The organism is Streptomyces sp. NBC_00390 (genome assembly GCF_036057275.1).
In the GTDB taxonomy this organism is placed as follows: Bacteria; Actinomycetota; Actinomycetes; order Streptomycetales; family Streptomycetaceae; genus Streptomyces.
In genome coordinates this window covers 6,005,549-6,030,553 of sequence record NZ_CP107945.1, presented here as the reverse complement: position 1 = coordinate 6,030,553, position 25,005 = coordinate 6,005,549, and the positions used below count along the sequence as shown (strand labels likewise).

Genomic DNA, 25,005 nt, shown 5'->3' with positions numbered 1-25,005 from the left:
CGGCCCCGCACCACGGGGTGCGGGGCCGTTCGATATCGGGTTGTGCTGCGGTCAGCTCTCGGCGTTCGCCCGGCGGCGGCGCCACCGGACGAGGAGTCCGCCGGCCGCCACCGCGAGGGCGGCGAGGGCGGAGATCAGCCCGACCGGGGTGTTCGAGCCGGTGTCGGCGAGGCCGCCGTCAGGGTCCGGGGTGTTGCCGCCCGGCTTGCCCGGGACGGTCGCCGTCGGGTCCGGGGTACCCGGGCCGGTCGGGGAGGGGGTGGGGTCCGGCTTCCCGGGGTCCGTCGGCGTGGGCGTGGGGGTGGGGTCGGGCCTGCCGTCGTCGGTCCTGGCCGCCCCGTTGCCGCCGAGGAGGGCGGTGTCGCTGTCGCGGGCGGAGGTCTCCGCGCGGACGGAGTCCTTCGTGCTCCGCGGAAGCTCACGGTGCTGGGTCCGGAACTCCACACCGGACATGTTCCGCTTCGGGGACTTGGAGAAGTCCACTCCGCCGACGGTGAAGGTGTAGATGGTGCCGCCGGAGGGCCATTCGTACTTGTACTCGCCCTCGGTGAAGGACTTGCGCATCTGCTCCCATACCGTGCGCTTGTCCCAGTTCTTGTTCTCGCCGCGCAGCGGCCACCGCTCGAGGTTGTTGCTGTCGATGACGGGGCGGAAGTCGGTGGGCTTCTTCGCGTCCTGCTGCCGGATCCACTCGGCCGCGACCCGCGAGCGGTAGACCGAGCGCAGGTCCTGGTACTTCGGGTCCTTGTTGACCTTCTCCTGGACCGCGGGAATGATCCACTGCTTCATGAGGCGGACGCTGTACTCCTTCTCGGCCTCCGTCAGCTTCTTGTCGCAGCGTTCACCGGGTACCGGCGTGGTGAAGTCCATCGGCGCGTGGTTGACCTTCAGCGGGGCGTCGAGGATGTAGATGCCGCCGTCCTGCTCCCGCACCTTCGCCCGGTCGGGGACGATCCAGTTGCGGCCCGGACCCCAGCACGGAACACCGTCGACCTTCGGGGCCGCGGCCATGAACTCCCGGCCCGGGGACTTCTTCGGATCCAGGGCGCGGGACCAGTCCCGCTTCATCTCCATGTCGGCTTCCAGCAGGATCCGGCCGGCATCGGTCTCGCCGAACGCCTTGTCCATGATCTTGTCGGGCTGGTCCGGGTTCAGGTTCACCCACATCCGGTCCGGGGACAGGGCCAGCCATGTGAAGAACGCGTCCGAGGCGAGCGTCAGCTTGGCCTCGCCGCCCCACCCGGGGTTGGTGTCCTCGTCGGGCATGAAGTCGGCCTTCATGGAGTAGTCCATGCCCTTGCCCTTGACGGGGTTGCCGACGTACTGAAGTTCGAGGGTGGAGAAGTCCACGCCGCCAGGGCCGCGGCCGAGCGCGGAACGGGTGTCGACCCGGTTGTGTTCGGCCTGGATCTGCCGGGCCTGGGCCGGGTTCTTACCGGACTGGTAGGCGAGAGAGTTGATGGGGCCCTGGGTGCCGGTGTTCGGCCGCGGGTTGAACACCGGGTAGGACTTGGTGTACTTGGTCTGCGGCCACAGGCCCTTGCCGGTCGCCCTCCGCTCCGCGATCCGGATCGGGTTGTTGCCGGTACCGCGCTCAGCACGCAGGGCCTTGTTCTCGGCCGCGTACTCGCGGCTGGTGACACCGTTGGGCTTCTCGCCGGTGAACATCGTGAACTTCGACTTCGTGAAGTCGTACTTCGCGTCCTTGTGGCGCAGGATGATCTTGTCGTTCCTGAACTGATCGATCTTGCGCTTGCCGTTGGACTTGAACTCGCCGAGGTCGCCGGTGCGCTGGTTGTAGGCGTCGTAACGACGCGAGGCGATCTTGTTGCCGTCCTTGTCGTAGATCTCGATCGTGACTTCACAGAGCCAGTCAGGGCCGACAAGGTTGAAGTCCTGAACGGTCTTACGCTCGAAGACGCCGCCCTTTGCCCCGTTGGCCTGGTTGTTGATCAGGTAGCGGGGCACCCAGGACCGGAACGGCTTGGGGCTGGCGGACTCCTTCTTGTGCCGGTGATAGCGCGCGTAGATCGCGCGCTTCATGTCCTCGGGGTCCTTGGACCTGGCGTACTCGGCGTCCCACTTGTCGATGTCCGCCCGGCTGGACCCGGCAGCGTTCAGGTCGGCCTGCGTGGGGGTGGGAACGTTCTCGAAGCCCTTGAAGTCGTTGTTGTAGTAGTACTCCTCATCCGGACCGGACCGGGTCCAGTGGTGCTGCCCGGTGGGCGCGCCGGAGTTGTTGGGAGTGCGGGGGAAGGTCTTCTTCAGGTGCATCTTGTCGCACCTGCCGCCGGATGTGATCTTGGCGTAGTCCCCGGGCGCGGCGGATGCGGTGGCGGGCAGACCCACCAGCATCATCCCCGCGGAGGCGACGACCGCGAGGCCCAAGGCCAGGCGCCGCCGTAAGCGGATCGCTATAGGTGTGCTCACGTACGTGTCCCTGTGGGGGCTCATGGGACAGGAAGGGAAGGCGGGGAAGGGCCCCCGTGACATGTCTCCGCCACCCCACCGGCCAACCTAGGGCCGGCCGGCCGTGAGTTGCAGCGTATTGTTGACGTTGCATGTGTCAACTCAGTGAAGACCCTTCACAGTTGACCGACACACTCCCGCGCTAGCGTGACCGGCATGAGCGACCACACCGACCACCACCCCGCCGACGATCCGGCACGCCACCCGGAACTTCTGGAGTGGCTGACCGAACGACAGGCGGCGTTCCCGCACTGGGCCGAGAACACCGGGGGAGCCGACCGGTTCGACTTCACCCCGGCCTCGCTCGACATCCTCGACGGCCTGATCCGTGAGACGTTCGACAGCTCCGAGGACATCGACTCCCGGCGACGGCGTGACGATTTCGTGCAAGGCGCGGTCTGGTACGTCGGCGAGATGATGTGCCGCGAGCACGGAATGGTGTGGAAGTACACGCCCGAACCCCTCGACGACGGCACCTGTCCGCCGCTGTTCGATCCCGCCGACACACCGGCCCTCGACACCCCCAGTGTCGCTTTCCCCGACGCCGGTCCCTATGAGGGCTTCTACCCGCTCAACATCCTGCGCCGGATGCTCATCGACGAGGACGAAACCGGTATGCCGGTCGAAGAACGCCTGGTCGACTTCCTCGACCCCGACCACCTCAAGGACGACGAGGACGACGAGGAGTGACGCCGAGCCCCCTGGCGGCGGGCCCCGATGACACCGATGGTGCGTCCCGGATCACGAGGGTGGTGCAGGTACGCCGTACCGCGCTTCAGGCTGCCCTCCGCGTCCGCCGACCGACCCCGGCCAGATGGTCAAGAGCCCACGCGGTCGCATCCGCCGCGATCGCCAATACGCGAAAAAGAGCCTCTGCCCTGCGTTTTCACTGGTCAGAAGCGGTAGGAGGCAGACGAGTCGGGCTGTACGCCGGGTTCTGTCACCCGGTGACCTCGCGGTCGCCGGGGAGACGGCCATCCATCTAGGGCCGACGTTGCCGCCGGCCTCGTGCGGTCTACCCGCGGACTCGGGCGGGCAGCCCTCGAACGTCCGCGCAGGGCGCACCTTGCGGTAGCGCCCCTCTTGACCTTGCTCCAGGTGGGGTTTACCTAGCCGCCTGAGTCACCTCAGGCGCTGGTGGTCTCTTACACCACCGTTTCACCCTTACCGAGGACCGAGGTCCCCGGCGGTCTGTTTTCTGTGGCACTGTCCCGCGGGTCACCCCGGGTGGGCGTTACCCACCACCCTGCCTTGTGGAGCCCGGACGTTCCTCGGGAGGATCCGAAGATCCTCACGCGGCCGTCCGCCCGGCTCGTCTGCCGTGATGACCATGCTACCTGCCCTCATCGGGCGGCTCAGACGAAGTCGGAGGTCTCCAGGTCGAAGCCGAAGGGATCAGGGAGGGGCAGAGGCTTACCGAAGGGCATCGTGTGGGCCTGCCGGTAGTCATCATTCTTCGGATCACTGAAAAGGGTGACTGAAGACGTCTCTCGATCGACAAGCAGGTAGAACGGGATGCCACCACGGGCATAGCAGCGGCGCTTGGCCTCACGGCCGGCGTCCGGCTTGTTGGAGGTCACTTCGGCGACCATGGCCACGCCCTCACACGGCATCCAGGGCTCGGCACCGAAGAAGAGGCCGAGCGCGAGGGGCGCGAAGGTGCAGTCGGGGATGGCGTGGTTCTTCGTACAGCCACCTCCGCTCTTCAGCTTGAGGCCCTTGTTCCCGGACACATCCATGTCCGTACGCGATCGCTTGATCACCTGCCTCACGATCCGGCTGATGTAGCCCTCGTGATCCCCGTCCGGCGGCGGCGTCACAACAATCTCCCCCTCGATCAGCTCCGCGCGGAAGCCCTCCGGCGTGTCCAGCGCCAGGAAGCCCTCCAGCAGGACGTCCGCCTCCGTGAGCGGTTCATGCGGCACGGCAGTCATGTCGCGCTCCTTCCTCGGTCGCTCGTCAGACTCGGACATCGGCGCACCCGCCGTCCGTGAGATGGGGATCGTTCCCTCGATCGTGGCACATGATCATGGAAAACCGGAGGCACTCGGCGTCCACCCGCGGCCTGGCGCGACCTCGCTTGACCTTGCCGCAGCGTCAGGGTTTCTACTGAGGGGCATGAAGATCGGAGAGATCGCCGCACTGGCGGGCGTGACCCCGCGGACCGTGCGCCACTACCACCATCTCGGGCTGCTGCCGGAGCCCGCGCGGCTGCCCAACGGCTATCGCGACTACGGGCTCCGGCACGCCGTCGTCCTCGCCCGGATCCGGCGGCTCACCGAGCTTGGGCTCGGGCTCGCCGAGGTGCGCGGCGTACTCGCCGACGACGCGGGGCGCGAACTCGCCGAGGTGCTGGAGGAGCTGGACGCCGACCTGGCGCGGCAGGAGGCGGCCATCGCCGAGCGGCGGGCACGGCTCGCCGTGCTGATGTCGCAGGCGCGCGAGGGGCGGCTGCCGGCCGAGGGGCCCGTGTCGCCGGAACTGGCAGGGCTGTTCGGGGCGTTCGCGCCCAGCGACTCCCCCATGGCTGCCAAGGACCGCGAGCATCTGGCGCTGCTGGACTCGATGGTGGGGCCCGAGCAGCGCGAGCAGCTGTACGCGGCGCTGCGGCCGCTCGCCGAGGATCCCCGGTTCGCCGGGCGCGTCCAGAAGCTCTACGAGCGGCTCGACGATCTCGCCGACGCGTCGCCCGACGACCCCCGCGTCGTACCGCTCGCGGCCGAACTCGCGGCGAGCGTGCCGGACGCGATGATCTCCCTGATGGGCGACGGCCTGCACGAGACCGACAGCCCCTTCGGCACGGCGTTCCTCACCGACTTCGCCCCGGCCCAGGCCGCGGTCGTACGGCAGATGATCATGCTGCTCGCCGCACGGGCCCGGGGGCGGCGATGAGGGCCGCCCGCCTCGCCCTGTGGGGACTGGTGCCCGCCGAGATCGTGCTGGCGTTCCTGCTGGTGGCCGGGGTCCGGGTGCCGCCCGCGGTCATCGCCGTCGCCGAGCTGCTCGTGGCCTGCGTGCTGGTGCTCGAAGTGTCGGTACTGCTGCGGCTCTTCACGGCCTCGCGCCGCGCCGGCACCCCTGCGCGCGAGGCGCTGCTCGGCGCCGTACGCGACCTGGTGCCGCCCGCGCTCGCCCGGCTCCTCGTGCACGAGCTGCGCGCGATGCACAGCCTGGCGCTGTGGCTGGTGCGGCGGCGGCACGGCGTACCGGCGGGTGCGCACCCCGCGGCGTACACCGGCCCGCAGACCGCGCTGATGTGGGGAATGATCTTCGTTTCGGTCGTCGAGACCATCGCGCTGGCGGTGCTGGTCCCCTGGCCCCTGGTGCACGCCGTCACTCTGGTGATCGACGTGTACGGGGTGCTCCTGCTGGTCGCCATGCACGCGGCCTGTGTGACCAGGCCCCATGTCGTGGGGGCGGACGGGTCGCTGCGGATCCGCTACGGGGCGCTGTTCGATCTGCGGATAGCCGCGGACGAGATCGCTCGGGTCCGGGTGGAACGGCGGTATCCGGACGGGCGGCTGGTCACCGTGCGCGAGGACGGGTCGCTGGACCTGATCGTGGCGGGCCACACGACGGTGTCGGTGGAGCTGACCGCGCCGGTCGGCTTCGTACGGCCTCTGGGCAGCCGTGGCAGTGCGCACACCGTCCGCTTCCACGCCGACGACCCGCAGGCGCTGGTGGCCGCGGTCCGGTCGGCCGCCGAGCGGCGCGAGCGCCCGGCCCCGGAGCCGGCCTGACACGGGCCCCGGCGGCTACGCCGGCGCGAACAGCACCCTCGACGTCCCCGGGTCCGCCTGGGTGAGCCGGACCCGCAGCCTCTCCCCCAGCGGCAGCTCGCCGCCGTCGGCCTCGATCCTGGCGACGACCGCCGGTTCTTCGAGGACGACCGTGCCGACGTCCGGCTCGTGCTCCTTGACGTCCACCACCACCGCGTCGAAGACCTCGCCGACCCGCTCGCGCAGCAGCACGGCCTCGACGAGGTCGAGGCATTCGCGTTCGACGGTGTCGGCCCGCCGGGATCCCTCGGCCATCTCCTTCGGCAGCGCGTCCAGCGCCGCCGTCACCCACTCCGGCGGCGACTGCCCGGCCACCGCGGCCAGGCACAGCTCGCCCGCGTACCGGTCGACGAGGCGGCGCAGCGGTGCGGTGCAGTGGGTGTACTCGTCGGCGACGGCCGCATGGACCGCGGGCGTCGGGAGCTGCCCGTCGCGGAACGCGGTGTACCCGGCGCCGCGCAGGAGGGTGGTGCACTCCTGGAGGAACGCTGCGTGACGGGCGTCGTGCGGGTCGAGGGAGCGCACCAGCTCCGCGTACGACACATGGTGCGGCCACTCGATGTGCAGGGCCTTCGCCGAGCGGTGCAGCCGGGCCACCGCGCCGTCGGGGGCCGTGGGCAGGGTGCGCAGGACGCCGGTGCCCGCCTCGATCATCAGGTCGGCGGCGGCCATGCCGGTGAGCAGGGAGATCTGGGCGTTCCAGGCGTCGGCGGGCAGCGGTGCGCGGTACTCGAGGACGTACGTGCCCTCGCGCTCGACGATCTCCTGCTCGGGGACGTTGAGGGAGATCCCGCCACGTTCGATCTCCATCGCCTCCCGCAGCCGCCCGATGTCCCCCAGCAGCGCGAGGGGCTCCTCGGCGGTGCCGTCGTCGATCCGCCGCTGGGCGCCTGCGTAGTCGAGCTTGGCCCGGCTGCGCACCAGCGCGCGGCGCACGTCGGCCGTGACGGCCCGGCCCTCGGCGTCGAGGTCGATCCGCCACAGCAGCGCGGGCGCGCTCTGGCCGGGCAGCAGGCCGGCCGCGCCCTCCGAGAGCTGCGGCGGGTGCAGGGGGACCTTCTCGTCGGGGAAGTAGAGCGTCTGCACCCTGCGGTGGGCCTCGGCGTCGAGTGCGCCGCCGGGCGCGACGAACGCCGCGACGTCGGCGATCGCGTAGTGGACCCGGAAGCCGCCGCCCTCGCGGCGTGCGAGGTGCATCGCCTGGTCGAGGTCGAGCGAGGTGGGCGGGTCGATGGTGAAGAAGGGAATGCCGGTGGCGTCGTGGTCCGGCAGCCGCGGGGAGCGGACGGCCGACTCCGCCTCGGCGAGCACCTCGGCCGGGAAGGTGACGGGCACGTCCAGCCTGGTACGCAGCGCGCTCAGGGCCGCTCGCAGCGGGACCTCGGCTGCGCCCGTCATGTGCAGATGGCGGCGCATGGACCGAGCGTATGGCGCGGTGGGGGTGGCGGCACTTTGTAGGCTGACGCGGGGGCCGCACCCCCCGCCCCCGTTCGTACGAAGGAGACCTGTCGTGCTCGTGCTGTTGCCGCCGTCGGAGGGTAAGGCCGCCCCGGGGCGCGGCGCGCCGCTGAAGCCGGAGTCGCTGTCGCTGCCGGGTCTGGCCGATGCGCGCGCCGCGGTGCTGGACGAGCTCGTGGAGCTGTGCGCCGCCGACGAGGCGAAGGCGCAGGAGGTGCTCGGGCTGAGCGACGGCCTGCGCGGCGAGATCGCGAAGAACGTGGAGCTGCGGACCGCGGGTACCCGGCCGGCCGGGGAGATCTACACGGGTGTGCTGTACGACGCCCTGGGCCTGGCGACGCTGGACCAGGCCGCGCGCCGGCGGGCCCGGCAGTCGCTGCTGGTGTTCTCGGGGCTGTGGGGCGCGGTGCGGGTGGGCGACCGTATCCCGTCGTACCGCTGCTCGATGGGGGTGAAGCTGCCGGGGCTCGGCGCGCTGGGGACGTACTGGCGGCGTGCGATGGACCCGGTCCTGCCGGAGGTGGCCAGGGGAGGGCTCGTACTGGATCTGCGGTCGTCCGCGTACACGGCGGCGTGGAAGCCGAAGGGCGAGGTGGCGGGGCGTACGGCGACGGTGCGGGTGCTGCACGCGCAGATGGTGGACGGGGTCGAGAAGCGGTCGGTGGTCAGCCACTTCAACAAGGCGACGAAGGGGCGGATCGTGCGCAGCCTGCTGGAGGCCGGGCGTGCGCCGAGGTCGCCGGGTGAGCTGGTGGAGGCGCTGCGCGACCTCGGGTACGTGGTGGAGGCCGAGGCTCCGGCACGGGCGGGCGGGCCGTGGGCGCTGGATGTGGTGGTGGCGGAGATCCACTGAGGCGCACCCCGGCACGTTGCGCATGTTGCAACGCTCGTTGCAGAAAGCGCAGCGGTTGGGCAGGATGGTCGGCATGCCCTCCGTACTCGACCTTGCCCCCGTCATGCCCGTCGCCGTGATCGACGACGTCGCCGATGCCGTGCCGCTCGCACGTGCCCTGGTGGCGGGCGGGCTGCCCACGATCGAGGTGACGCTGCGGACACCGGTCGCGCTCGAGGCCATCGAGGCGATCGCCTCGCAGGTGCCGGACGCGGTGGTCGGCGCGGGCACGGTCATCTCCGCGCCCGGAGTGGCCTCTGCCGTGGCCGCCGGGGCGCAGTTCCTGGTCAGCCCCGGCTGGACGGACGCGCTGCTCACGGCGATGTGGGCGTCCGGGGTGCCGTATCTGCCCGGTGTGTCGACGACCTCGGAGGTCGTGACGCTGCTGGAGCGCGGGGTGCGGGAGATGAAGTTCTTCCCGGCCGAGGCCGCGGGTGGCACCGCCTACCTCACGTCCCTCGCCGGGCCGCTCCCCCAGGCGCGCTTCTGCCCGACGGGCGGGATCTCGCTCGCCTCGGCGCCCGGGTATCTGGCGCTGCCGAACGTGGGGTGCGTGGGCGGCACGTGGATGCTGCCCGCCGACGCCCTCACCGCCAGGGACTGGGACCGGGTCGAGGCCCTGGCCCGTGAGGCGGCGGCGCTGGCGACGGTCAGCTGAAATCCACCTGGACGTGGTCGGCCAGGGGCCGGTAACCGAGGCGCTGGTAAAGGGCGTTGCTCGTCGGGTTGGCCAGGTCGGTGAAGAGCAGCACCTGCTCGGCACCGGCGTCCAGTGCGGACCGGCTGACGGCGCAGGTGACGGCCCCCGCGTAGCCGCGGCCGCGCAGGGCCGGCGGCGTGTAGACGGGTGAGAGACGGGACTGTCCGGCGAGGACCGGCGTGCGGGCGGCCATCGAGACGGGCGCGGCGCCGGTCTCCCACAGGTGGAGGCAGCCGTCGGCGACACGGCGCGCGACGTTCGCGGTCCAGTCGGCGTCCGGGTCCTCGCCGATGTCGGCGGCGAAGCTCTTCATCCACGCGGCAGCCGGCGGTACGTCGTCCTCGGTGGCCGGCCGCGCCCGCCCGGGCGGCGCCGGGTCGGGCGGCGTCAGCTCACCGAGCCGGAACAGCCGGAACCGCCCTGTCACCGTCCATCCGCCCGGCCCGGCCCACTCCCCGGCGAACGCGCGAGCGGGCGCGTCTGGGCCCTTCACCCCGGTGACGTGCGCGGCGCCGTCGGCGCGGAGCGTGCGGGCGAGCTCACGGGCGTGGTCCGGTGAGGCAGGCCCGAACAGGGGCGCCCTGGGCGGAGTGTGGAGGAAGGCCGCCTCGACGGGAGCGTCCCGGTGCGCCCGCCACCAGCCGAAGCGGACCGGGTGCCCGCCGCTGTCCCCGTACAGGTCCGGCCCGTGCCGCCGCAGAGCCTCGCTGACGCTGATGAGCGCCGTGGATCCGGCGGGGTCGGCCGTGAGGTAGGCGTCCGCCTCACGGCGGAACTCCTCGACGTCGTAGGTGAGATGCCAGGTCATGTGCCTCATGGTGCCCCAGGAACGGGGTCAGGCCCGAAGGTGTTTCAGCGTGACCTCGGGCAGCGCGTACGGTCCGCCCTGGGGAGCGGACGGGTCGGTGGGCAGTTCGGCCCCGGCGATACCCGCCGCGTTGTCGACCGGCTCGTAGGCCAGTTCCGCCGGCGCCGGAAGCTCCCAGAAGCGGCGCGTGTTGGCGGAGACGGCGTACACCGCGGTGAATCCCGCCGAGGGCGGGGCGGTGAGCGCGGCGCGGACGAACCCGACCGTGTCCCGGGGGCTCAGCCAGGTCGCCAGATGACGCGGCTCGGCCGGCGTCTCTTCGAAACTGCCGATGCGCAGACAGATGACGGACAGGCCGAACTTGTCCGCATACAGCTGCCCGAGTGCCTCGACCGCGGCCTTGCTCACCCCGTAGAGACCGTCGGGACGCACCGGCTCCAGTGGCGAGGTGCGCTGCCCGGCGGGGTAGAACCCGGCCACCCGGCTGCTGCCGGCGAGCACCACCCGCCCGATCCCACAGCGCCTGGCGGCCTCCAGGACGTGGTGGGTGCCCAGCACGTTCGCTTCCAGCAGGTCCGCCAGGGGCGCCTCGTCGGGCACGCCTCCCAGATGGAGCACCGCGTCCACGCCCGCCGGCGCCGACTCGACGGCCTGTGCGTCGCGCAGATCCACGGTGTGCACCGTCTCGTTCGCGGCCCGGGGCGACAGGGGCACCCGGTCCAGCAGAACGAGCCGGCTCGTCTCGGCCCGCAGTGCTTCACGCACCACGGAGCCGATGTCCCCGCCGCTCCGGTGACAGCCACCGTTCCCAGGCCCACAGTCCCTCCCCGAGACCTCGACAGCCGCCGATTCCCGCAGCCGTGATCCCTTTTCGGGGCCTGTGGGGCGGGAGTTGATCAGCGCAGGTGGGACGTGTCGTTCAGGAGACGCAGTGACGCGTTGCCGTCCGCGTAGTACGCCAGCGCCGAGATCGACGCCGCCGACAGTTCCATCCGGAACAGGGACTCCGGCGGGGCACCGAGGGCCAGGCGGACCAGGGTCTTGATCGGGGTGACGTGCGTGACCAGCAGAACCGTACGGCCCTGGTAACGGGACGTCAGCTGGTCGCGCGTCGCGGCGACGCGGCGTGCGACCGTGGTGAAGCTCTCACCGCCGCCCGTCGGCGCCGCCTTCGTGGACGCGAGCCATGCCGTCAGATCGTCCGGATACCGCTCCTGGACCTCGGCGAAGGTCAGGCCCTCCCAGGCGCCGAAGTCCGCCTCGCGCAGTCCCTCTTCGATCCGTACGTCGAGTCCCAGCCGCGCGGCGACGGCCTGTGCCGTCTGGCGGCAGCGGCGCATCGGTGAGCTGACGATCTCCTGGATCGTGCCGCGCTCCGCGAGGGCCGTGGCGACCGCGTCCGCCTGGCGGCAGCCCACCGCGGACAGCTCGGGGTCGCTGCCGCCGCTGCCCGAGAAACGCTTCTCCGGGGTGAGTGCCGTCTCGCCGTGCCGCAGCATGACGAACGTGGCCGGCGCCCCCAGATCGGGGCCCCATCCGGCGGACGAGGACTCGGTCGACATCACCGGGGCGCTCGCGGCGGGCGCGGTGACCCGTGCACCCGTACTCGCTCCCGTCAGCGCCGCGCGGGCCTTCGCCGCGCCCGCCGCGGCGTCGCCCACCACACGGGCGGCCCGCTTGTCCTCCTCGGTGGACGCGAGGGCCGCAAAGGACGCGGAGGGCTCCCACTGCCTGCCCCGCTTGCCCGCGTCCATCGCCTCGTTGGCGAGCCGGTCCGCGTGCTTGTTCCGCTCGCGCGGGATCCATTCGTACGTCACCTGGGAGGACGGAAGGACGCGTGCGGCCTCCGCCGCGAGCGGCTTCATGTCCGGGTGCTTGATCTTCCAGCGGCCCGACATCTGCTCGACGACCAGCTTGGAGTCCATGCGGACCCGAACCTTCGCCTCCGGGTCCAGGGCGCGGGCCGCCTTCAGCCCGGCCACCAGGCCCTTGTACTCGGCGACGTTGTTCGTCGCCACGCCGATGTACTCGGCGGTCTCCGCGAGCGTCTCGCCCGTCGCCGGGTCGAGGACGACCGCGCCGTAGCCGGCGGGGCCCGGATTGCCCCGGGAGCCGCCGTCGGCCTCGACGACGAACTCCCGCATCACAGACCCGATTCGGAGGTACGGACCAGGATGCGGCGGCAGTTCTCGCAGCGCAGCACCGTGTCCGGCGCGGCGGCGCGGACCTCGTTCACCTCGGTGATGTTCAGCTCGATGTGGCAGCCCTCGCAGCGGCGCTGGTAGAGACGGGCCGCGCCGACGCCGCCCTGCTGCTCGCGCAGCTTGTCGTAGAGCTTCAGCAGATCGGCCGGGACCGAGGCGGCGACGACCTCGCGCTCCTTGGCGACCGTGGCCGCCTCGCGGTCGAACTCCTCCTGCGCGGCGTCCCGCCGGGCGGTCGCGTCGTCGACCTTGGCCTGGACGGACCCGACGCGCTCGGTCAGCTCGCCCACCCGCTCCTGCGCGGACTCACGGCGCTCCATGACCTCGAGGACGACGTCCTCGAGGTCGCCCTGGCGCTTGGCGAGCGAGACGATCTCGTGCTGCAGGTTCTCCAGGTCCTTGGGCGAGTTGACGGTGCCCGAGTCCAGACGCTGCTGGTTGCGGGCGGCGCGCTGGCGCACCTGGTCGACGTCCTGCTCGGCCTTGGTCTGCTCGCGGGCGCAGTCGCTCTCCTCGGTCTGCGCGGCGACGAGCAGGTCGCGCAGCTGCGTGAGGTCCTTGTTCAGCGACTCGATCTCGGCGTGCTCGGGCAGCGACTTGCGCTTGTGGGCCACCTGCGACAGGCGTACGTCGAGGGCCTGTACGTCGAGGAGTCGGATCTGGTCGGCGGGCGCGGCGTTCAGTTGGGGGCTCCAGAGGAATCGTGGTGGGAGGACCAGGGGTCGGTGACCGTACGCGAGACATGGACCCGAAGGCCCCAGCCGTGCCGGTCGGAAATCTCGTCGAGCTGGGCGGCCGCCTGCTCGCACCAGGGCCATTCGGTGGCCCAGTGGGCGGCGTCGACCAGCCCGAGCGGTGAGTGCTGGGTGGCTTCGGAGACCGGGTGGTGGCGCAGGTCGGCGGTGAGGAACGCGTCGACCTCGGCGGCGCGCACGTGGTCGAAGAGACTGTCACCGGAGCCGCCGCTGACGGCGACGGTGCGTACGAGCAGGCCGGGGTCGCCCGCGACACGGATGCCGTGGGCGGTGGCGGGCAGCCGCTTGGCGGCGCGCGCGGCGAACTCGTCCAGCGTCTCGGGGTGGTCGAGCTCGCAGATCCGGCCGAGGCCGCGGCGGCCGCTCGGGTCCGTGGGGTCGGGCACCAGGGGCCGTACGACCCGCAGGTCGAGCGCACCGGCGAGGGCGTCGGAGACGCCGGGGTCGGCGGTGTCGGCGTTGGTGTGGGCGACGTGCAGCGCGATGTCGTTCTTGATCAGGGTGTGCACCACCCGGCCCTTGAAGTGGCCGGCGGCGACGGTGGTCGTACCGCGCAGATAGAGCGGGTGGTGCGTGACGATCAGGTCTGCGCCGAGCCGGATCGCCTCGTCGGCGATCTCCTGCACGGGGTCGACGGCGAACAGCACACGGGTGACCTCGGCATCGGGGTCGCCGCACACGGTGCCGACGGCGTCCCACTGTTCGGCCCGCTCGGGGGGCCAGAGGGCGTCGAGCGCGGCGATGACTTCAGACAGACGGGGCACGGAAGAAAGGCTACCGTTCCTTCGCGCCCCCATGGTCTGCGCGCCCCTGCCCGGTCCCGGGGCCGGTGTCCGCGGACGTCCGGGGCCCACACGGCGGCGGAGGTGTGCTCCGGTAAGGACCGGGGGCCGACTCCGGTGCGCCTGACCTCAGGCATCGGCTCACCCAGCCAGCACATCCGTCACCTCCCCCTCAGGCAAATCAGGGCATGGCCACCCTTATGTGTGAACAGGAGTGGCTCGCATTGTTCGGCAGGAAGTGCGATACCTAGCTTCGGTAGCTGGAGGTGACGATTCGATGACAGCCTGTGCCATCGAGGCCGCCGCGCGGGACACTGCGGCGGCGCGTACGGGAACGACGGGTACGGAACCTGCGAGCGCGGCACGCCCCGGGATCACGGTCACCGCGGACGGTACGTACGCGGCCCGGCTGGCCGGAACCGGCGAAGCGCTGTTCGCCGAGCGCTGGACACTCGACGGCCCCGAGCCGTACGCGGTGCCGCTGCCGATGGACCAGCCCGAGGAGCCCGAGGCGGATGTGCTGCCGATGGCGGACGGGCAGGTGCTGATCCGCCGCCGGGTCGCGGGCCGGCACACCTTCTCGCTGCTGTACCCGACCGGCCCCGGTACGGGCGAACGGCTTCTCGGCGGCCTCGAGTCGGCCCGGCTGACCCTGGTGCCGCCCTCACCCGACGGGGTGTGCGTCTACGCACTGACGCCGGGTGAGGCATCCACCGGCATCTGGCGGGTGGCGGGCGGGGCGTTCGGCCCCGAGCATGTGGCGGATGTGCCGGGCCACTGCTCGGGCGGCGTCTGGCTGGACCGCACGGGGCGCATGCTGGCCCTTGACCGCCGGCCGCCCGGCGGCGGCCCGGTGAAGGCGGTCGCCGTCGACCTGGAGCGCGGCGGCGAGGTGACACCGCTGCTGCAGATCACCCAGGACAGCCACGACCGGCTGCTGCTCGCCGACCCGGACAGCGGGCTGCTGGTGATCCGCTCCGACGCCCCCGGACCCGGCCAGGGCCGGCTGGGCTGGGGGGTGCTGGGCAGTCTGCTTCCGGTGCGCTTCCCGCCCTGCCTGTGGCTGCCGGACGCCGTGCTGACGCCGTTCGCCGTGCAGCCGGGACAGGTGCTCACCCCGGAGAGCTGCGCGGTGGCCCTGAGGATCGACGGGGCTGCTGGCAGCTGGCTCGGCGTATGGCGGCCCTCGGCCCGGCGCCTGCACCAACTGGCCCCACCGGAGGGCTGGTTGGCGGGTGGCGGGGTGGTCAGCCGCGAGGGCGTACTGCAACTGCCGTACACCACCGGGGCGGTGCCCTGCGGAGTGGCGCGGATGGACGCGTCGGACGTGCCCCTTCCCGCGGCGGCCGCAGCACCGGCACAGATGGAACGCGCAGGTGGGGAACCGTGCGACGGTGTCGGCAGTCCTGTTGTGTGCAGGCCGGTCCCCTTGCAGCAGGCCCCTCTCACCGACCACTCGGCCGGTGGATAGACTCTCCGCGGGGGCTACGCAACCGCACCGGCCGTGTGCCGACAGTGACGGGGTGCGTCTTGTTTGCCGGCCCCGCGACATGTCAGCAGCGATCACGACGGGGTGACTTCCCACATGTCTGAAGCCCGAACCGACACGACCCAGACGCGTCCGCAGGCAGCCGCTGCCGTGGCCGGCGCAAGGGTCGACGCCGGCCACGCAGGAAAGCACCGGGGCGGGGCGGCCGCGGTGGAGGACCTGACGACCGAGGCGCACGGCCGCCACCGCCGCCCGGTTCAGGCGGGCGACGCCGCCTGAGGCGTCGGTACGCGGAGATGAGCGAAGGGGCCGCACCCGGTGGACACCCGGGTACGGCCCCTTCGCCGCGCCGCGGCAACGGCCTCCGGCCGGGCCCACTGGATGTGCCCTCCAGTGCCTGTCCGGGCCTAGGTGCCCTGTCCGGGCGTGTTCGAGGATCAGCCTGCGGCGTCGGATGCATGGGGCCTCCCCAGGCCCGCCAGGCCGAGGCATGCGGTCTCCCCAGGCCCACCAGGGCCGAGACATGAGGCCTCCCCAGGCCCACCAGGGCCGAGGGGACGTATCGCAAGCCGGTAGGGGTACCCGCCCGGCCGGAGGCCGGAGGAGATCGCCCTCGTACCGGACGCACCTGGGCGACTCCGACAACACAGCGAGGTGCCGTAGCCGGGGGTACCTCCTGGAGGTCCCCCCGGACGGAGTCCTGGGGGAGAAGCTCTGGGGGAGCGTCGCAGGCCCGACAAGATCGCCCGGACCGGGCCTAGCCGCGCCTGAGCGCCAGGACTTCGGCCGCCGCGAAGGTCTCGTTCGCCGGCCGGTCCTCGTAGAACGGGGAGAGCAGCGCGTCGAGTTCGTTGTAGGAGAACGTCTCCTTCGCGGAGTCGAACTTGGCCGCCACCCTGGGGCGTTCGACGACCGCGACCATGCCCCCGTGGACCACCAGCAACTGGCCGTTGACGCGGGCCGCGGCCGGTGAGGCGAGGTAGCCGACCAGTGGGGAGACATGTTCCGGCGCAAGCGGGTCGAGTTGTCCGTCGCCCGGCTCGGTGCCGCTCCTGAACTCCGGAACGGCAGCGAAGACGTCTGCGGTCATCCGGGTCCTGGCCCGCGGGCAGATCACATTGGCCGTGACCCCGTACTTGGCCAGCGCCAGCGCGGTGGACGTGGTCAGACCGACGATCCCGCCCTTGGCCGCCGCATAGTTCGGCTGGCCGGCCGAGCCCGCGAGGAACGCCTCCGAGGAGGTGTTGACGATCCGGCCGTAGACCGGCCCGCCCGCCGCCTTGGAACGCTCACGCCAGTGCACCGAAGCGAAGTGCGTCGTGTTGAAGTGGCCCTTGAGGTGGACCCGGACCACCGAGTCCCACTCGGCCTCGCTCATCGAGAAGACCATCCGGTCGCGCAGGATGCCCGCGTTGTTGACCAGGATGTCCAGCTTCCCGAAGGTGCTGACCGCCAGTTCGACCAGGCGGCGGGCCGTGTCGAAGTCGGCGATGTCGCCGACGTGGGAAACGGCGCGTCCCCCCTCCGCGCGGATCTCGGCGGCGACCTCCTCGGCCGGGGCGGCCGAGGTCTCGCCGGAGCCGTCGCGACCCGGCCGGCCGTAGTCGTTGACGACGACCGCGGCGCCCAGCCGGGACAGTTCCAGGGCCTCGGCCCGGCCGAGGCCACGGCCGGCGCCCGTGACGATCGCCGACAGGCCCTCCAGTGGCAGAGACATACAAGTCCTCTCAGATCACGATGGGCCGGCTCAGAGCTCGATGCAGGTGCGCAGCGCCTCGCCCGTGCGCATCTGGGCCAGGGCGTCGTTGATCCCGGCGAGCGGTACGCGGTGAGTGATCAGGCTCTCCAGGTCGATGCGCCCGGCGCGCCACAGCGCGATGGCCCGCTCGTAGGAGCGCAGCACGTCCCCGCCGCCGTACATCGAGGGCAGGATCCGCTTCTCGTCGAAGAACAGCTCGAACATGTTGAGCTGAAGGAAGTCGTCCATCGCCCCCGCGCCGACGATGCACAGGGTGCCGCCGCGCCGGGTCGTGTCGTACGCGGTCCTCGCGGTCGCGGACCTGCCGACGACCTCGAAGACGTAGTCGAAGCCCTCGCCGGCGGTGATCCGCTGCTTGGCGTCGGCGAGTTCGTCCGGGGCGACCGCCTCGGTGGCGCCGAACCGCAGCGCCGCCTCGCGACGCGAGGCCACCGGGTCCACCGCCACGATCTGCGCCGCACCCTGGAGACGGGCGCCCTGGACGGCGGAGATGCCGACCCCGCCGCAGCCGATGACGGCGACCGACGAACCGGCGGCGACCTGCGCGGTGTTGATCGCCGCGCCCAGGCCGGTGGTGACGCCGCAGCCGATGAGGGCGGCGATGTCGAAGGGCACGTCCTGAGGGATGGGCACGGCGCAGCCGGCGTCGACGACGACCTCCTCGGTGAAGGTGCCGGTGCCGGCGAAGCCGAACACATCGCCGCCGGGGCGCTTGAAGTTGGGCGTGCCCGCGTTCATGAACCCGGCCAGGCACAGCTGCGTCTGGCCGCGCTTGCAGGCCGGACAGGTGCCGCAGGCGGGCAGCCAGCACAGCAGCACGCGATCGCCCTGCTGGACGCTCGTCACCCCGTCGCCGACATCGATGACCTCGCCGGCGCCCTCGTGCCCGGGGATGAAGGGCGCGGGCTGCGGCAGCACGCCGTTCATCGCGGACACGTCCGAGTGGCACAGCCCGGTGGCGCGGATGCGTATCTTCACCTTGCCCGGTCCGAAGCCCACCGCCTCGACGTCGTCGAGGACTTCGAGTTTGTCCTGGCCGATCTCGTGCACTACGGCTGCGCGCATGGTGCGGCTCTCCTCACATGGTCACGAATGGTCGACGATGGTGTCCGTGAGCACCGGCGCGTCGTCCCGCTCGACGGCGGTGACCGACGTGTGGACCGTGCCGTCCTGCTGCCACATCCGGATGCGCAGGGTCTCGCCCGGGAACACGATTCCGGCGAAGCGTGTGCTGTAGGCGCGGACGCGGGTGACGTCACCGCCGAGCAGGGTGTCGACGACCGCCTTGAGCGTCATCCCATAGGTGCACAGGCCGTGCAGGATGGGGCGTTCGAAGCCCGCCATCTTGGCGAACTCGGGGTCGGCGTGCAGCGGGTTCCAGTCGCCGGACAGGCGGTAGAGCAGTGCCTGGTCCTCGCGCACGGTGCGCTCGACGATCTTGTCCGGGGCGCGGTCCGGCGGCTCGAGCCGTACGGAGGGCCCGCGTTCGCCGCCGAAGCCGCCTTCGCCGCGGGCGAAGATCTCGGTGTCGCTCGTCCACAGCGGGCCGCCGTCGTCGACGGCCTCGGTACGCACGACGACGACCGCGGCCTTGCCCTTGTCGTACACGGCGGCGACGCGGGAGGTGGAGACGGCCGTGGCCTTGACGGGGAGGGGGCGGTGCAGCTCGATGCGCTGGCCGCCGTGGAGGACGGCGGCGAAGTTGATGTCCAGCCCGGGCGCGGCAAGTCCACTCGCGACGGCCATGCCCGCTCCGGCGACGGTGGCGAAGCTCGGCAGGACGTGCAGCGCGGACTCGAGGGTGTAGCGCAGCTCGTCGGGGTCGGTGGCGGGCGTACCGGCGCCGAGGCCGAGGTGGTAGAGCTGGATGTCCTTGTGGTCCCAGGCGATCTCTGTCCTGCGGGGTTCGGCGGCGAGGGCCCTTGCGGGATCAATGGGCATGGGGCTGCTGCTCCTCGATGAGTGGAAGACCTCGGCGCGGCCGTCCGCACCGTCGGCCGCACCGAGGTCGTACGGGACGGGCGCGCGAGCCCGTTCTAGAACGCGTTCTAGGCCGATGGCCCCTATGTATAACGCAGCCCTCATGACTTGTGAAGAAGGCTGACACTACGTCAGATACGCGTCGCGCGGCACCCGGGACATTTGTCACCGCCAGCTCCGTACAAGCGGATCTGCCGGGCCGCCCTCCGGCTCCGTAGCGTCATCACCATGACGAAGACGGAAAAGAACTGCGAGGGCACGGGCCGCTCCGGGCCGCCCAACGGGTTCGCACTGCTGCCATGGCTTCTGATGGGCATGGGCGCGGTCTCCAACCTCCTCCAGGGCGAGACCCCCAACCCGTGGATCGGCGCTGTCGGAGTGCTGGCCTTCAACTCCCTGTACGTCGCCATCGTGTTCCGGGCCTTCGACGGACGGCGCCGCGAGGCGCCCGCCACCTGGTGGCTGCTGACCGCGCTCGCCTCCGTCACCTTCGCCCTCGCCATCGGCTACGGCGGCGCATGGCTCCTCTTCTTCCCCCTGCTCGGCCTGGCCGTCGGATCCGTGCTGCGCGGCCGCCGACTGGTCCAGGTGGTCCTTCCGCTCTGCGTGGCCGTGGGCACGGTCGCGGGCGTGCGGGACGGCTGGGGCGCGGTCGACGTCGCGTACGGCACGTTCGTCTCCTCGATGGTGACCGCCGCGCTGCTCGCCCTGTCCGAGACCGTGCGGGAACTGCACCTCACCCGGCAGGAGCTGGCGCGCATCGCAGTGGACAGGGAGCGGCTGCGTTTCTCCCGGGACCTGCACGATCTGCTGGGCCACACGCTCTCGGTGATCGTGGTCAAATCGGAGGCCGCCCGCCGTATGGCATCGCACGACGTCGACGCGGCGCTGGCCCAGATCTCCGACATCGAGTCCGTCGGCCGGCAGGCACTGACGGAGATACGCGAGGCGGTCACGGGCTACCGAGAGGGCAGCCTGACCGCCGAACTGGACCGCGCCCGAGACATCTTGACCACGGCGGGCATCACACCGTCGATCCGCCTGGCAGGCCCCCTTCTGGAGCCGCAGACGGAGACTCTGCTGAGCTGGGTGGTCCGCGAATCGGTCATCAACGCCGTACGGCACTCCGGGGCATCGCACTGCGACATCTCATTGACCTCCGCGGCGGACCATGTCCACCTGGAGATCACGGACGACGGCCGCGGCCCGGGCCCCGGCCCTTCGGGCAGCGGTCTGCGGGGCCTTTCGGAACGGCTCGTCGCGGCGGGCGGCACGCTGGGAACGGGCCCCGGCCCGGCGGGAGGGTTCCGCGTGGTGGCACGGCTTCCGGTGGCATCACCGCAGGCGGAGCACGGGACGGAGCAGGCGGCGGCGGGCTGACCGGCGCGGGCGGGCGGCTGGGAGAGGTCACCCGGTCCGGTGAAAGCGGAGGAACCGCGTAACCATTCGGGCTCCACGCATGTCAGATATTCCGCCCACCCTCCGAGGTGGCCTGCACCGCGGATATCGGGGCATCTGCACGTCGGCTTCTCCGGCAGCCGGGACTGCGGCACCCCTACGTCTCGACGTCCCCCCTCCCCCGCCACGCCCCCGCGCCGACCCCCAGCAAGGACCTGAGCCATGAACACCCCAGCCCCTGGCCCGCGCACCACCGAGCCCGCCGGCTCCGTGTGCCCGGAGTCCCACCAGCACGTGTCCCACCAGCCCGAGCAGGTCTGATGTCCGCCGGCCGCGCCCTGGGCGCCCTCGTACCCCTCGTCTTCCTCACCGTGCTCGTCGCCGGGCTGGTCTGGTACGCCCGTAACCGTGACAAGGAGTAGTGCCTGGTCCGCCGCTCTTCTGCACTGTCCGACCTGGGCGTTGGCCGTAGCCTTGACGCGTGGAAGAAATGCCGCAGGACCAGCGCCCCACCACAAGCATCCGCGTACTCCTCGCCGAGGACCAGGGCATGATGCGCGGCGCACTCGCGCTGCTGCTCGGGCTGGAGGCGGACATGGAGGTGGTTGCGCAGGTGGGGCGTGGTGACGAGATCGTGGATGCCGCGCTCGTGGCGCGCCCCGATGTGGCGCTGCTCGACATCGAACTGCCGGGGCGCAGCGGGCTCGACGCCGCTGCCGATCTGCGCGACGAGGCGCCCGACTGCCGGGTGTTGATCCTCACCACCTTCGGGCGGCCCGGTTATCTGCGGCGCGCGATGGAGGCCGGGGCCGCCGGGTTCCTCGTCAAGGACGGGCCCGTGGAGGAGCTGGCCGCGGCGATCCGGAAGGTGCTGACGGGCGAGACCGTCATCGATCCGGCACTGGCCGCGGCCGCACTCGGCGCGGGGCCGAGCCCGTTGACCGCGCGGGAGCGCGATGCGCTCAACGCGTCGGTGGACGGGGCGACGGTCGCCGACATCGCGGCCGCGCTGCATCTGTCGGAGTCGACCGTACGGAACTACCTCTCGTCAGCGATCGGCAAGACGGGCAGCCGCAACCGCATGGAGGCGGTACGGGCGGCCCGTCAGCAGGGGTGGCTCTGACCGGCGTCAGGGAGCCGACTCCCGGGGCTTCTCGGGTATGCGGTCGAGGAGATCGGCGAGGACGTCCAGCGGCAGCGAGCCGCGGTGGACGTCGATGCGCCCGAAAGTGCCCTCGGGCAGCGGCGGGAACTCCGCCCCGTGCCGTTCCACGCCGAGCGCCGCCAGTCGCCCAAGAATGCGATCCTGGAATTCCGTGGGCCATATGAACGGGCAGACGACGTCCTTCGGGTCGTACACACACCACTGGAGCTCGTCCTCGTCGGTCGGCACGTCGAACCAGACCTTGCTCTCCTTCGCGGGGTCGGGCAGCGGGGAGCGCATCACGACGAGCGACCGGGCCCAGCGCACGACACTGCGCGACAGCACCCCGCCCGCTCTGGACGCGTCGAACGACATCGGCGGCCGGACGGCGAGATAGCCGATGCCCTTGGTCCGAGCGGGGCGCCTGGCGTCCTTGGCGACCACGTAGGACCGGTCCCCGTCCCACCGCCACAGGCGCCTGGACTCACTGATCCGCATGATCGTCAACTGCGGCTCCCGATCGCGCTTGTCACGCACGCGCACGATGTACAGCCCGCCCGGTGTCAGCTCCGACCACTTCATGGTGTCCCCCTCGGCCGGACGTGGCGCCGGCCCGGTTCTGCTCAGGTCCCGGCCAGGCTATCGGCGGCCTATGACAGTGCCCGGCCCCCGCCGGCGCCGGTTCGCGGCAGCCACAGCAGCATCAGCACCGCGGCGGCGAGCAGTACGCCCGTACCCGTACGGAAGGCCAGCGCATAGCCCTCCGCCAGCGCCTCGGGTCCGGTGCGGCCCGCGGTGCGCGAGGCGGCGACGGTGGTGAGGATCGCCAGGCCCAGCGCGCCGCCCATCGTGCGGGAGGTGTTGATCAGACCGGAGACCAGTCCCGCGTCGCCGGGGCCGGCGCTCGATGTGGCCAGCGTCGCGAGGGGAGTCATCGCCAGCCCGACGCCTGTCATCATCAGGATGCCGGGGCCTGCGATCGCCGTGAGGAAGCCGCCGTCGGCGGTCATCGTGGACTGCCAGCCGAAGCCCACCGCCGCGATCAGCGCACCGAGGACCGCGACATTGCGCGCGCCTCCCTTCGCCATCAGCCTCGGCGCGATCTTCGAGCCGAGGACGACGCTGAGCGAGCTGGGGATCAGGGCGAGTCCGGCCTCCAACGGCGTGTAGTCCAGCACGTTCTGGGCGTAGACCGTCATGAAGAACCACATGGCGAAGGACGCCGAACCGCACACCGTCATCGTCACGTTGGCAGCCGTGACCGCCCGGGAGCGGAACACCTTCAGCGGCATCAGCGGCGCCGCCGTCCTCGCCTCCACCGCGACGAACAGCCCCAGCAGCGTGAGTCCGCCGAGCAGCGGCAGCACCGTCGCGCCCGCCGTCCACCCCGACTCCTCGGTCTGCACGATGCCGTACGCGACGGCGGCCAGTCCGCCGGTGACCAGGACAGCGCCCGGCAGGTCGAGGCGGCGGCTCCCGCTCGCCCGGCCCTCGGTCAGCCAGGCCGCCGCGGCGACCAGCACCGCCGCGCCCACCGGCACGTTGATCAGCAGCACCCAGCGCCAGGACAGCAGATCGGTCAGCACTCCACCGACCAGTCCCCCGGCCGCGCCGCCCGCCGCGCCGACCGCCGCCCAGGTGCCGATCGCTCTGGTCCGCGCGGGCCCCTGCGGCACCGCGGCGGTGATGATGGTGAGCGTCGCCGGGGCGAGCACGGCCGCCCCGAGACCCTGTACGGCGCGGGCGGCCAGCAGCTGCCAGCCCTCCACCGCGAGTCCCCCGGCCACGGACGCGGCGGTGAACAGACCGAGCCCCACGAGGAACATCCGCTTGCGCCCGAAGATGTCGGCCGCCCGCCCGCCCAGCAGCATGAAGCCGGCGAAGGCGATCGAGTAGGCGTTCAGCACCCACTGCAGCCCGGTGGCGGACAGCCGCAGGTCGGCGCGCATGGACGGCAGCGCCACATTGACGACGGAGACGTCGAGCACGACGAGGAACTGCCCCGCGCACGCGGCAAGGATCGCCGCCCAGGTGCGCGGGGACCGCGCGGTGCCGGGCGACGGTGCGGGCATCTCGGTGTGCGGGCGGGCTTGGGCCATGGGTGTCATGGTCGCAGCCGTCGCACGGTCCTGACATCCGGATTCCGATGTACGGACGGGGCCCGGCGGTCCTAGGACCACCGGGCCCAGTGGTCCTAGAACCTCCGCAGCAGCGTCACCACGGCCGCCCCGCCGAGCCCGATGTTGTGCGCGAGCCCCACCCGGGCGCCGGCCACCTGCCGGGGCCCCGCCTCGCCCCGCAGCTGCCGCACCAGCTCGGCCGCCTGGGCAAGACCCGTCGCACCGAGCGGATGCCCCTTGGAGATCAGGCCGCCGGACGGGTTGACCACCCACCGGCCGCCGTAGGTCGTCGCCCCGCTCTCCACGAGCTTGCCGGACTCGCCGTCCGCGCACATGCCGAGCGCCTCGTAGGTCAGGAGCTCGTTGATGGAGAAGCAGTCGTGCAGTTCGACGACGTCCACGTCCTCGATGCCGAGCCCTGAGCTCTCGTACACGGCGCGGGCCGCCGCCCGTGACATGGGCTTGCCCACGGCATCGATGCAGGAGCCGGACGCGAAGGACTCCTCCGTGTCGGTGGTCATCGCCTGGGCCGCGATCTCCACGGCCTTGTCGTGCAGACCGTGCCGGACGACGAAACGCTCGGAGACGACGACGGCCGCCGCGGCCCCGTCGGAGGTGGGCGAGCACTGGAGCCTGGTCAGCGGCCGGTGGACGCTCTTCGCGGCCAGGATCTCGTCGACCTCGTACACGTCCTGGAACTGGGCGTCCGGGTTGTTCGCCGAGTGCCGGTGGTTCTTGGCTCCGACGGCGGCGAGCTGTGCCTCGGTCGTGCCGTAGCGCTCGATGTGCTCGCGCGCCGCGTTGCCGAAGATCTGGGCGGTGGGCGGGGTCGTCTCGAAGCCGTGGCGGGCCGCCATGACGGCGTAGTGGCGGGCGACGGGTGACGCCTTGAAGTCTCCCCCGTCCGCGCCGGACCCCAGGGAGCCGCGGGACATCTTCTCGAAGCCCAGCGCGAGTACGCAGTCGCAGGCGCCTCCCTCGACGAACTGCCGCGCCAGCATCAGCGCGGTGGCCCCGGTCGCGCAGTTGTTGTTGACGTTGAAGACGGGTACGCCGGTCAGGCCCAGTTCGTAGACGGCACGCTGCCCGGCGGTCGAGGCCTGGAAGCAGTAGCCGACGGGGACCTGCTGCACCTGCTCGTACGGGACTCCCGCGTCGGCGAGCGCCCGGGTGCCGGCCTCCCGCGCCATGTCCCAGTACTGCCAGTCCCGCGTCTCGGGCTTCTCGAACTTCGTCATCCCCACGCCGACGATGTACGCCTTCATCTC

23 protein-coding genes and 1 other RNA gene are annotated in these 25,005 nt (G+C 71.6%); 9 read left to right on the top strand and 15 right to left on the bottom strand.

The genetic code is table 11. The annotated features are described in order from the left end of the window. Positions 1-51 precede the first annotated feature (51 nt). Complete coding sequence (locus OHS70_RS26580; RefSeq protein ID WP_328401271.1) at positions 52-2,430, bottom strand: hypothetical protein; 2,379 nt, start codon at positions 2,428-2,430, stop codon at positions 52-54. Positions 2,431-2,625: 195 nt separating this feature from the next. Here OHS70_RS26580 and OHS70_RS26575 point away from each other — a divergent pair, with 195 nt between their 5' ends. After that, entirely contained in the window at positions 2,626-3,159 is a 534-nt protein-coding gene (locus OHS70_RS26575; RefSeq protein WP_328401269.1) for a hypothetical protein, read from the top strand. 220 nt (positions 3,160-3,379) lie between these two features. Here the strand turns inward: OHS70_RS26575 and rnpB are convergent. Continuing rightward, positions 3,380-3,784, bottom strand: an RNA gene (rnpB, locus tag OHS70_RS26570) — RNase P RNA component class A. A 40-nt stretch (positions 3,785-3,824) separates the two neighbouring features. Further along, entirely contained in the window at positions 3,825-4,403 is a 579-nt protein-coding gene (locus OHS70_RS26565; protein WP_328401267.1) for a Uma2 family endonuclease, read from the bottom strand. A 184-nt stretch (positions 4,404-4,587) separates the two neighbouring features. Here OHS70_RS26565 and OHS70_RS26560 point away from each other — a divergent pair, with 184 nt between their 5' ends. After that, complete coding sequence (locus OHS70_RS26560; RefSeq protein WP_328401265.1) at positions 4,588-5,361, top strand: MerR family transcriptional regulator; 774 nt, start codon at positions 4,588-4,590, stop codon at positions 5,359-5,361. Next, a complete protein-coding gene (locus tag OHS70_RS26555) occupies positions 5,358-6,209 on the top strand; it encodes a hypothetical protein (RefSeq protein WP_328401263.1) in 852 nt (283 codons plus the stop codon). The genes OHS70_RS26560 and OHS70_RS26555 overlap by 4 nt, the downstream gene beginning before the upstream one ends. A 15-nt stretch (positions 6,210-6,224) precedes the next feature. Here the strand turns inward: OHS70_RS26555 and OHS70_RS26550 are convergent, their stop codons facing one another. Beyond that, positions 6,225-7,664, bottom strand: coding sequence for an RNB domain-containing ribonuclease (locus OHS70_RS26550; protein ID WP_328401262.1), 1,440 nt, complete (start codon positions 7,662-7,664; stop codon positions 6,225-6,227). Positions 7,665-7,758: 94 nt separating this feature from the next. Here OHS70_RS26550 and yaaA point away from each other — a divergent pair, with 94 nt between their 5' ends. Together yaaA and eda are read left to right on the top strand one after the other, a co-directional pair. Continuing rightward, on the top strand, positions 7,759-8,559 hold the full coding sequence (gene yaaA / locus OHS70_RS26545) for a peroxide stress protein YaaA (protein WP_328401260.1): 801 nt from the start codon (positions 7,759-7,761) through the stop codon (positions 8,557-8,559). 73 nt (positions 8,560-8,632) lie between these two features. Further along, positions 8,633-9,256 (top strand): bifunctional 4-hydroxy-2-oxoglutarate aldolase/2-dehydro-3-deoxy-phosphogluconate aldolase, encoded by a 624-nt coding sequence (eda, locus tag OHS70_RS26540; protein WP_328401258.1) that lies wholly within the window; start codon positions 8,633-8,635, stop codon positions 9,254-9,256. On the opposite strand, the gene OHS70_RS26535 is transcribed toward eda, so the two are convergent. The 5 genes from OHS70_RS26535 to OHS70_RS26515 form a co-directional block, all read right to left on the bottom strand. After that, the gene (locus OHS70_RS26535) at positions 9,249-10,106 is read right to left on the bottom strand and encodes a GNAT family N-acetyltransferase (RefSeq protein WP_328401256.1); all 858 of its coding nucleotides are present in this window, start codon (positions 10,104-10,106) and stop codon (positions 9,249-9,251) included. The two genes, eda and OHS70_RS26535, sit on opposite strands and share 8 nt — an antisense overlap. Before the next feature lie 27 nt (positions 10,107-10,133). Beyond that, the gene (locus OHS70_RS26530; RefSeq protein ID WP_328401254.1) at positions 10,134-10,874 is read right to left on the bottom strand and encodes an NAD-dependent epimerase/dehydratase family protein; all 741 of its coding nucleotides are present in this window, start codon (positions 10,872-10,874) and stop codon (positions 10,134-10,136) included. Positions 10,875-11,002: 128 nt separating this feature from the next. Then, positions 11,003-12,250, bottom strand: a complete 1,248-nt coding sequence (locus tag OHS70_RS26525) for a bifunctional RNase H/acid phosphatase (protein ID WP_328401253.1) — start codon at positions 12,248-12,250, stop codon at positions 11,003-11,005. Beyond that, a complete protein-coding gene (locus tag OHS70_RS26520) occupies positions 12,250-12,993 on the bottom strand; it encodes a zinc ribbon domain-containing protein (protein ID WP_328405920.1) in 744 nt (247 codons plus the stop codon). Before OHS70_RS26520 ends, OHS70_RS26525 begins: the two co-directional genes overlap by 1 nt. Then, complete coding sequence (locus OHS70_RS26515) at positions 12,990-13,829, bottom strand: Nif3-like dinuclear metal center hexameric protein (RefSeq protein ID WP_328401251.1); 840 nt, start codon at positions 13,827-13,829, stop codon at positions 12,990-12,992. Before OHS70_RS26515 ends, OHS70_RS26520 begins: the two co-directional genes overlap by 4 nt. A 295-nt stretch (positions 13,830-14,124) precedes the next feature. Between OHS70_RS26515 and OHS70_RS26510 the strand changes: the two genes are divergently transcribed. Further along, positions 14,125-15,318 (top strand): hypothetical protein, encoded by a 1,194-nt coding sequence (locus OHS70_RS26510; protein WP_328401249.1) that lies wholly within the window; start codon positions 14,125-14,127, stop codon positions 15,316-15,318. 114 nt (positions 15,319-15,432) lie between these two features. After that, positions 15,433-15,615, top strand: a complete 183-nt coding sequence (locus OHS70_RS26505) for a hypothetical protein (protein WP_328401247.1) — start codon at positions 15,433-15,435, stop codon at positions 15,613-15,615. Between the two features lie 478 nt (positions 15,616-16,093). Here OHS70_RS26505 and OHS70_RS26500 read toward each other — a convergent pair whose 3' ends face one another. The 3 genes from OHS70_RS26500 to OHS70_RS26490 are packed head-to-tail and all read right to left on the bottom strand — an operon-like array spanning position 16,094 to position 19,036. Next, a complete protein-coding gene (locus tag OHS70_RS26500) occupies positions 16,094-17,053 on the bottom strand; it encodes a 3-oxoacyl-ACP reductase (protein ID WP_328401245.1) in 960 nt (319 codons plus the stop codon). A 30-nt stretch (positions 17,054-17,083) separates the two neighbouring features. Then, positions 17,084-18,160: a Zn-dependent alcohol dehydrogenase gene (locus OHS70_RS26495; RefSeq protein WP_328401243.1), complete on the bottom strand. Its 1,077-nt coding sequence runs from the start codon at positions 18,158-18,160 to the stop codon at positions 17,084-17,086. A gap of 21 nt (positions 18,161-18,181) precedes the next feature. Further along, entirely contained in the window at positions 18,182-19,036 is an 855-nt protein-coding gene (locus tag OHS70_RS26490; RefSeq protein ID WP_328401241.1) for a MaoC/PaaZ C-terminal domain-containing protein, read from the bottom strand. A gap of 267 nt (positions 19,037-19,303) precedes the next feature. Between OHS70_RS26490 and OHS70_RS26485 the strand changes: the two genes are divergently transcribed. Both OHS70_RS26485 and OHS70_RS26480 read left to right on the top strand, forming a co-directional pair. Then, entirely contained in the window at positions 19,304-20,455 is a 1,152-nt protein-coding gene (locus tag OHS70_RS26485; RefSeq protein ID WP_328401239.1) for a sensor histidine kinase, read from the top strand. Positions 20,456-20,963: 508 nt separating this feature from the next. After that, complete coding sequence (locus OHS70_RS26480) at positions 20,964-21,596, top strand: response regulator transcription factor (RefSeq protein ID WP_328405918.1); 633 nt, start codon at positions 20,964-20,966, stop codon at positions 21,594-21,596. A 6-nt stretch (positions 21,597-21,602) separates the two neighbouring features. Here OHS70_RS26480 and OHS70_RS26475 read toward each other — a convergent pair whose 3' ends face one another. The 3 genes from OHS70_RS26475 to OHS70_RS26465 all read right to left on the bottom strand — a co-directional run bounded on the left by OHS70_RS26475 (position 21,603) and on the right by OHS70_RS26465 (position 25,002). After that, on the bottom strand, positions 21,603-22,199 hold the full coding sequence (locus OHS70_RS26475; RefSeq protein WP_328401238.1) for a hypothetical protein: 597 nt from the start codon (positions 22,197-22,199) through the stop codon (positions 21,603-21,605). Positions 22,200-22,267: 68 nt separating this feature from the next. After that, positions 22,268-23,716, bottom strand: a complete 1,449-nt coding sequence (locus tag OHS70_RS26470) for an MFS transporter (protein WP_328401236.1) — start codon at positions 23,714-23,716, stop codon at positions 22,268-22,270. 95 nt (positions 23,717-23,811) lie between these two features. After that, complete coding sequence (locus OHS70_RS26465) at positions 23,812-25,002, bottom strand: lipid-transfer protein (RefSeq protein ID WP_328401234.1); 1,191 nt, start codon at positions 25,000-25,002, stop codon at positions 23,812-23,814. Between the last annotated feature and the right edge of the window lie 3 nt (positions 25,003-25,005).

Bases quoted from the DNA above. Each gene is read 5' to 3' on its own strand.
- OHS70_RS26475 (WP_328401238.1), bottom strand. From the start codon at position 22,199: ATGAAGTGGTCGGAGCTGACACCGGGCGGGCTGTACATCGTGCGCGTG.
- OHS70_RS26555 (WP_328401263.1), top strand. From the start codon at position 5,358: ATGAGGGCCGCCCGCCTCGCCCTGTGGGGACTGGTGCCCGCCGAGATC.
- OHS70_RS26490 (WP_328401241.1), bottom strand. From the start codon at position 19,036: ATGCCCATTGATCCCGCAAGGGCCCTCGCCGCCGAACCCCGCAGGACA.
- OHS70_RS26495 (WP_328401243.1), bottom strand. From the start codon at position 18,160: ATGCGCGCAGCCGTAGTGCACGAGATCGGCCAGGACAAACTCGAAGTC.
- OHS70_RS26535 (WP_328401256.1), bottom strand. From the start codon at position 10,106: ATGACCTGGCATCTCACCTACGACGTCGAGGAGTTCCGCCGTGAGGCG.
- OHS70_RS26575 (WP_328401269.1), top strand. From the start codon at position 2,626: ATGAGCGACCACACCGACCACCACCCCGCCGACGATCCGGCACGCCAC.
- eda (WP_328401258.1), top strand. From the start codon at position 8,633: ATGCCCTCCGTACTCGACCTTGCCCCCGTCATGCCCGTCGCCGTGATC.
- OHS70_RS26470 (WP_328401236.1), bottom strand. From the start codon at position 23,716: ATGGCCCAAGCCCGCCCGCACACCGAGATGCCCGCACCGTCGCCCGGC.
- OHS70_RS26505 (WP_328401247.1), top strand. From the start codon at position 15,433: ATGTCTGAAGCCCGAACCGACACGACCCAGACGCGTCCGCAGGCAGCC.
- OHS70_RS26500 (WP_328401245.1), bottom strand. From the start codon at position 17,053: ATGTCTCTGCCACTGGAGGGCCTGTCGGCGATCGTCACGGGCGCCGGC.
- OHS70_RS26480 (WP_328405918.1), top strand. From the start codon at position 20,964: ATGCCGCAGGACCAGCGCCCCACCACAAGCATCCGCGTACTCCTCGCC.
- OHS70_RS26560 (WP_328401265.1), top strand. From the start codon at position 4,588: ATGAAGATCGGAGAGATCGCCGCACTGGCGGGCGTGACCCCGCGGACC.
- OHS70_RS26550 (WP_328401262.1), bottom strand. From the start codon at position 7,664: ATGCGCCGCCATCTGCACATGACGGGCGCAGCCGAGGTCCCGCTGCGA.
- OHS70_RS26510 (WP_328401249.1), top strand. From the start codon at position 14,125: ATGACAGCCTGTGCCATCGAGGCCGCCGCGCGGGACACTGCGGCGGCG.
- OHS70_RS26525 (WP_328401253.1), bottom strand. From the start codon at position 12,250: ATGCGGGAGTTCGTCGTCGAGGCCGACGGCGGCTCCCGGGGCAATCCG.
- OHS70_RS26485 (WP_328401239.1), top strand. From the start codon at position 19,304: ATGACGAAGACGGAAAAGAACTGCGAGGGCACGGGCCGCTCCGGGCCG.
- OHS70_RS26565 (WP_328401267.1), bottom strand. From the start codon at position 4,403: ATGACTGCCGTGCCGCATGAACCGCTCACGGAGGCGGACGTCCTGCTG.
- OHS70_RS26465 (WP_328401234.1), bottom strand. From the start codon at position 25,002: ATGAAGGCGTACATCGTCGGCGTGGGGATGACGAAGTTCGAGAAGCCC.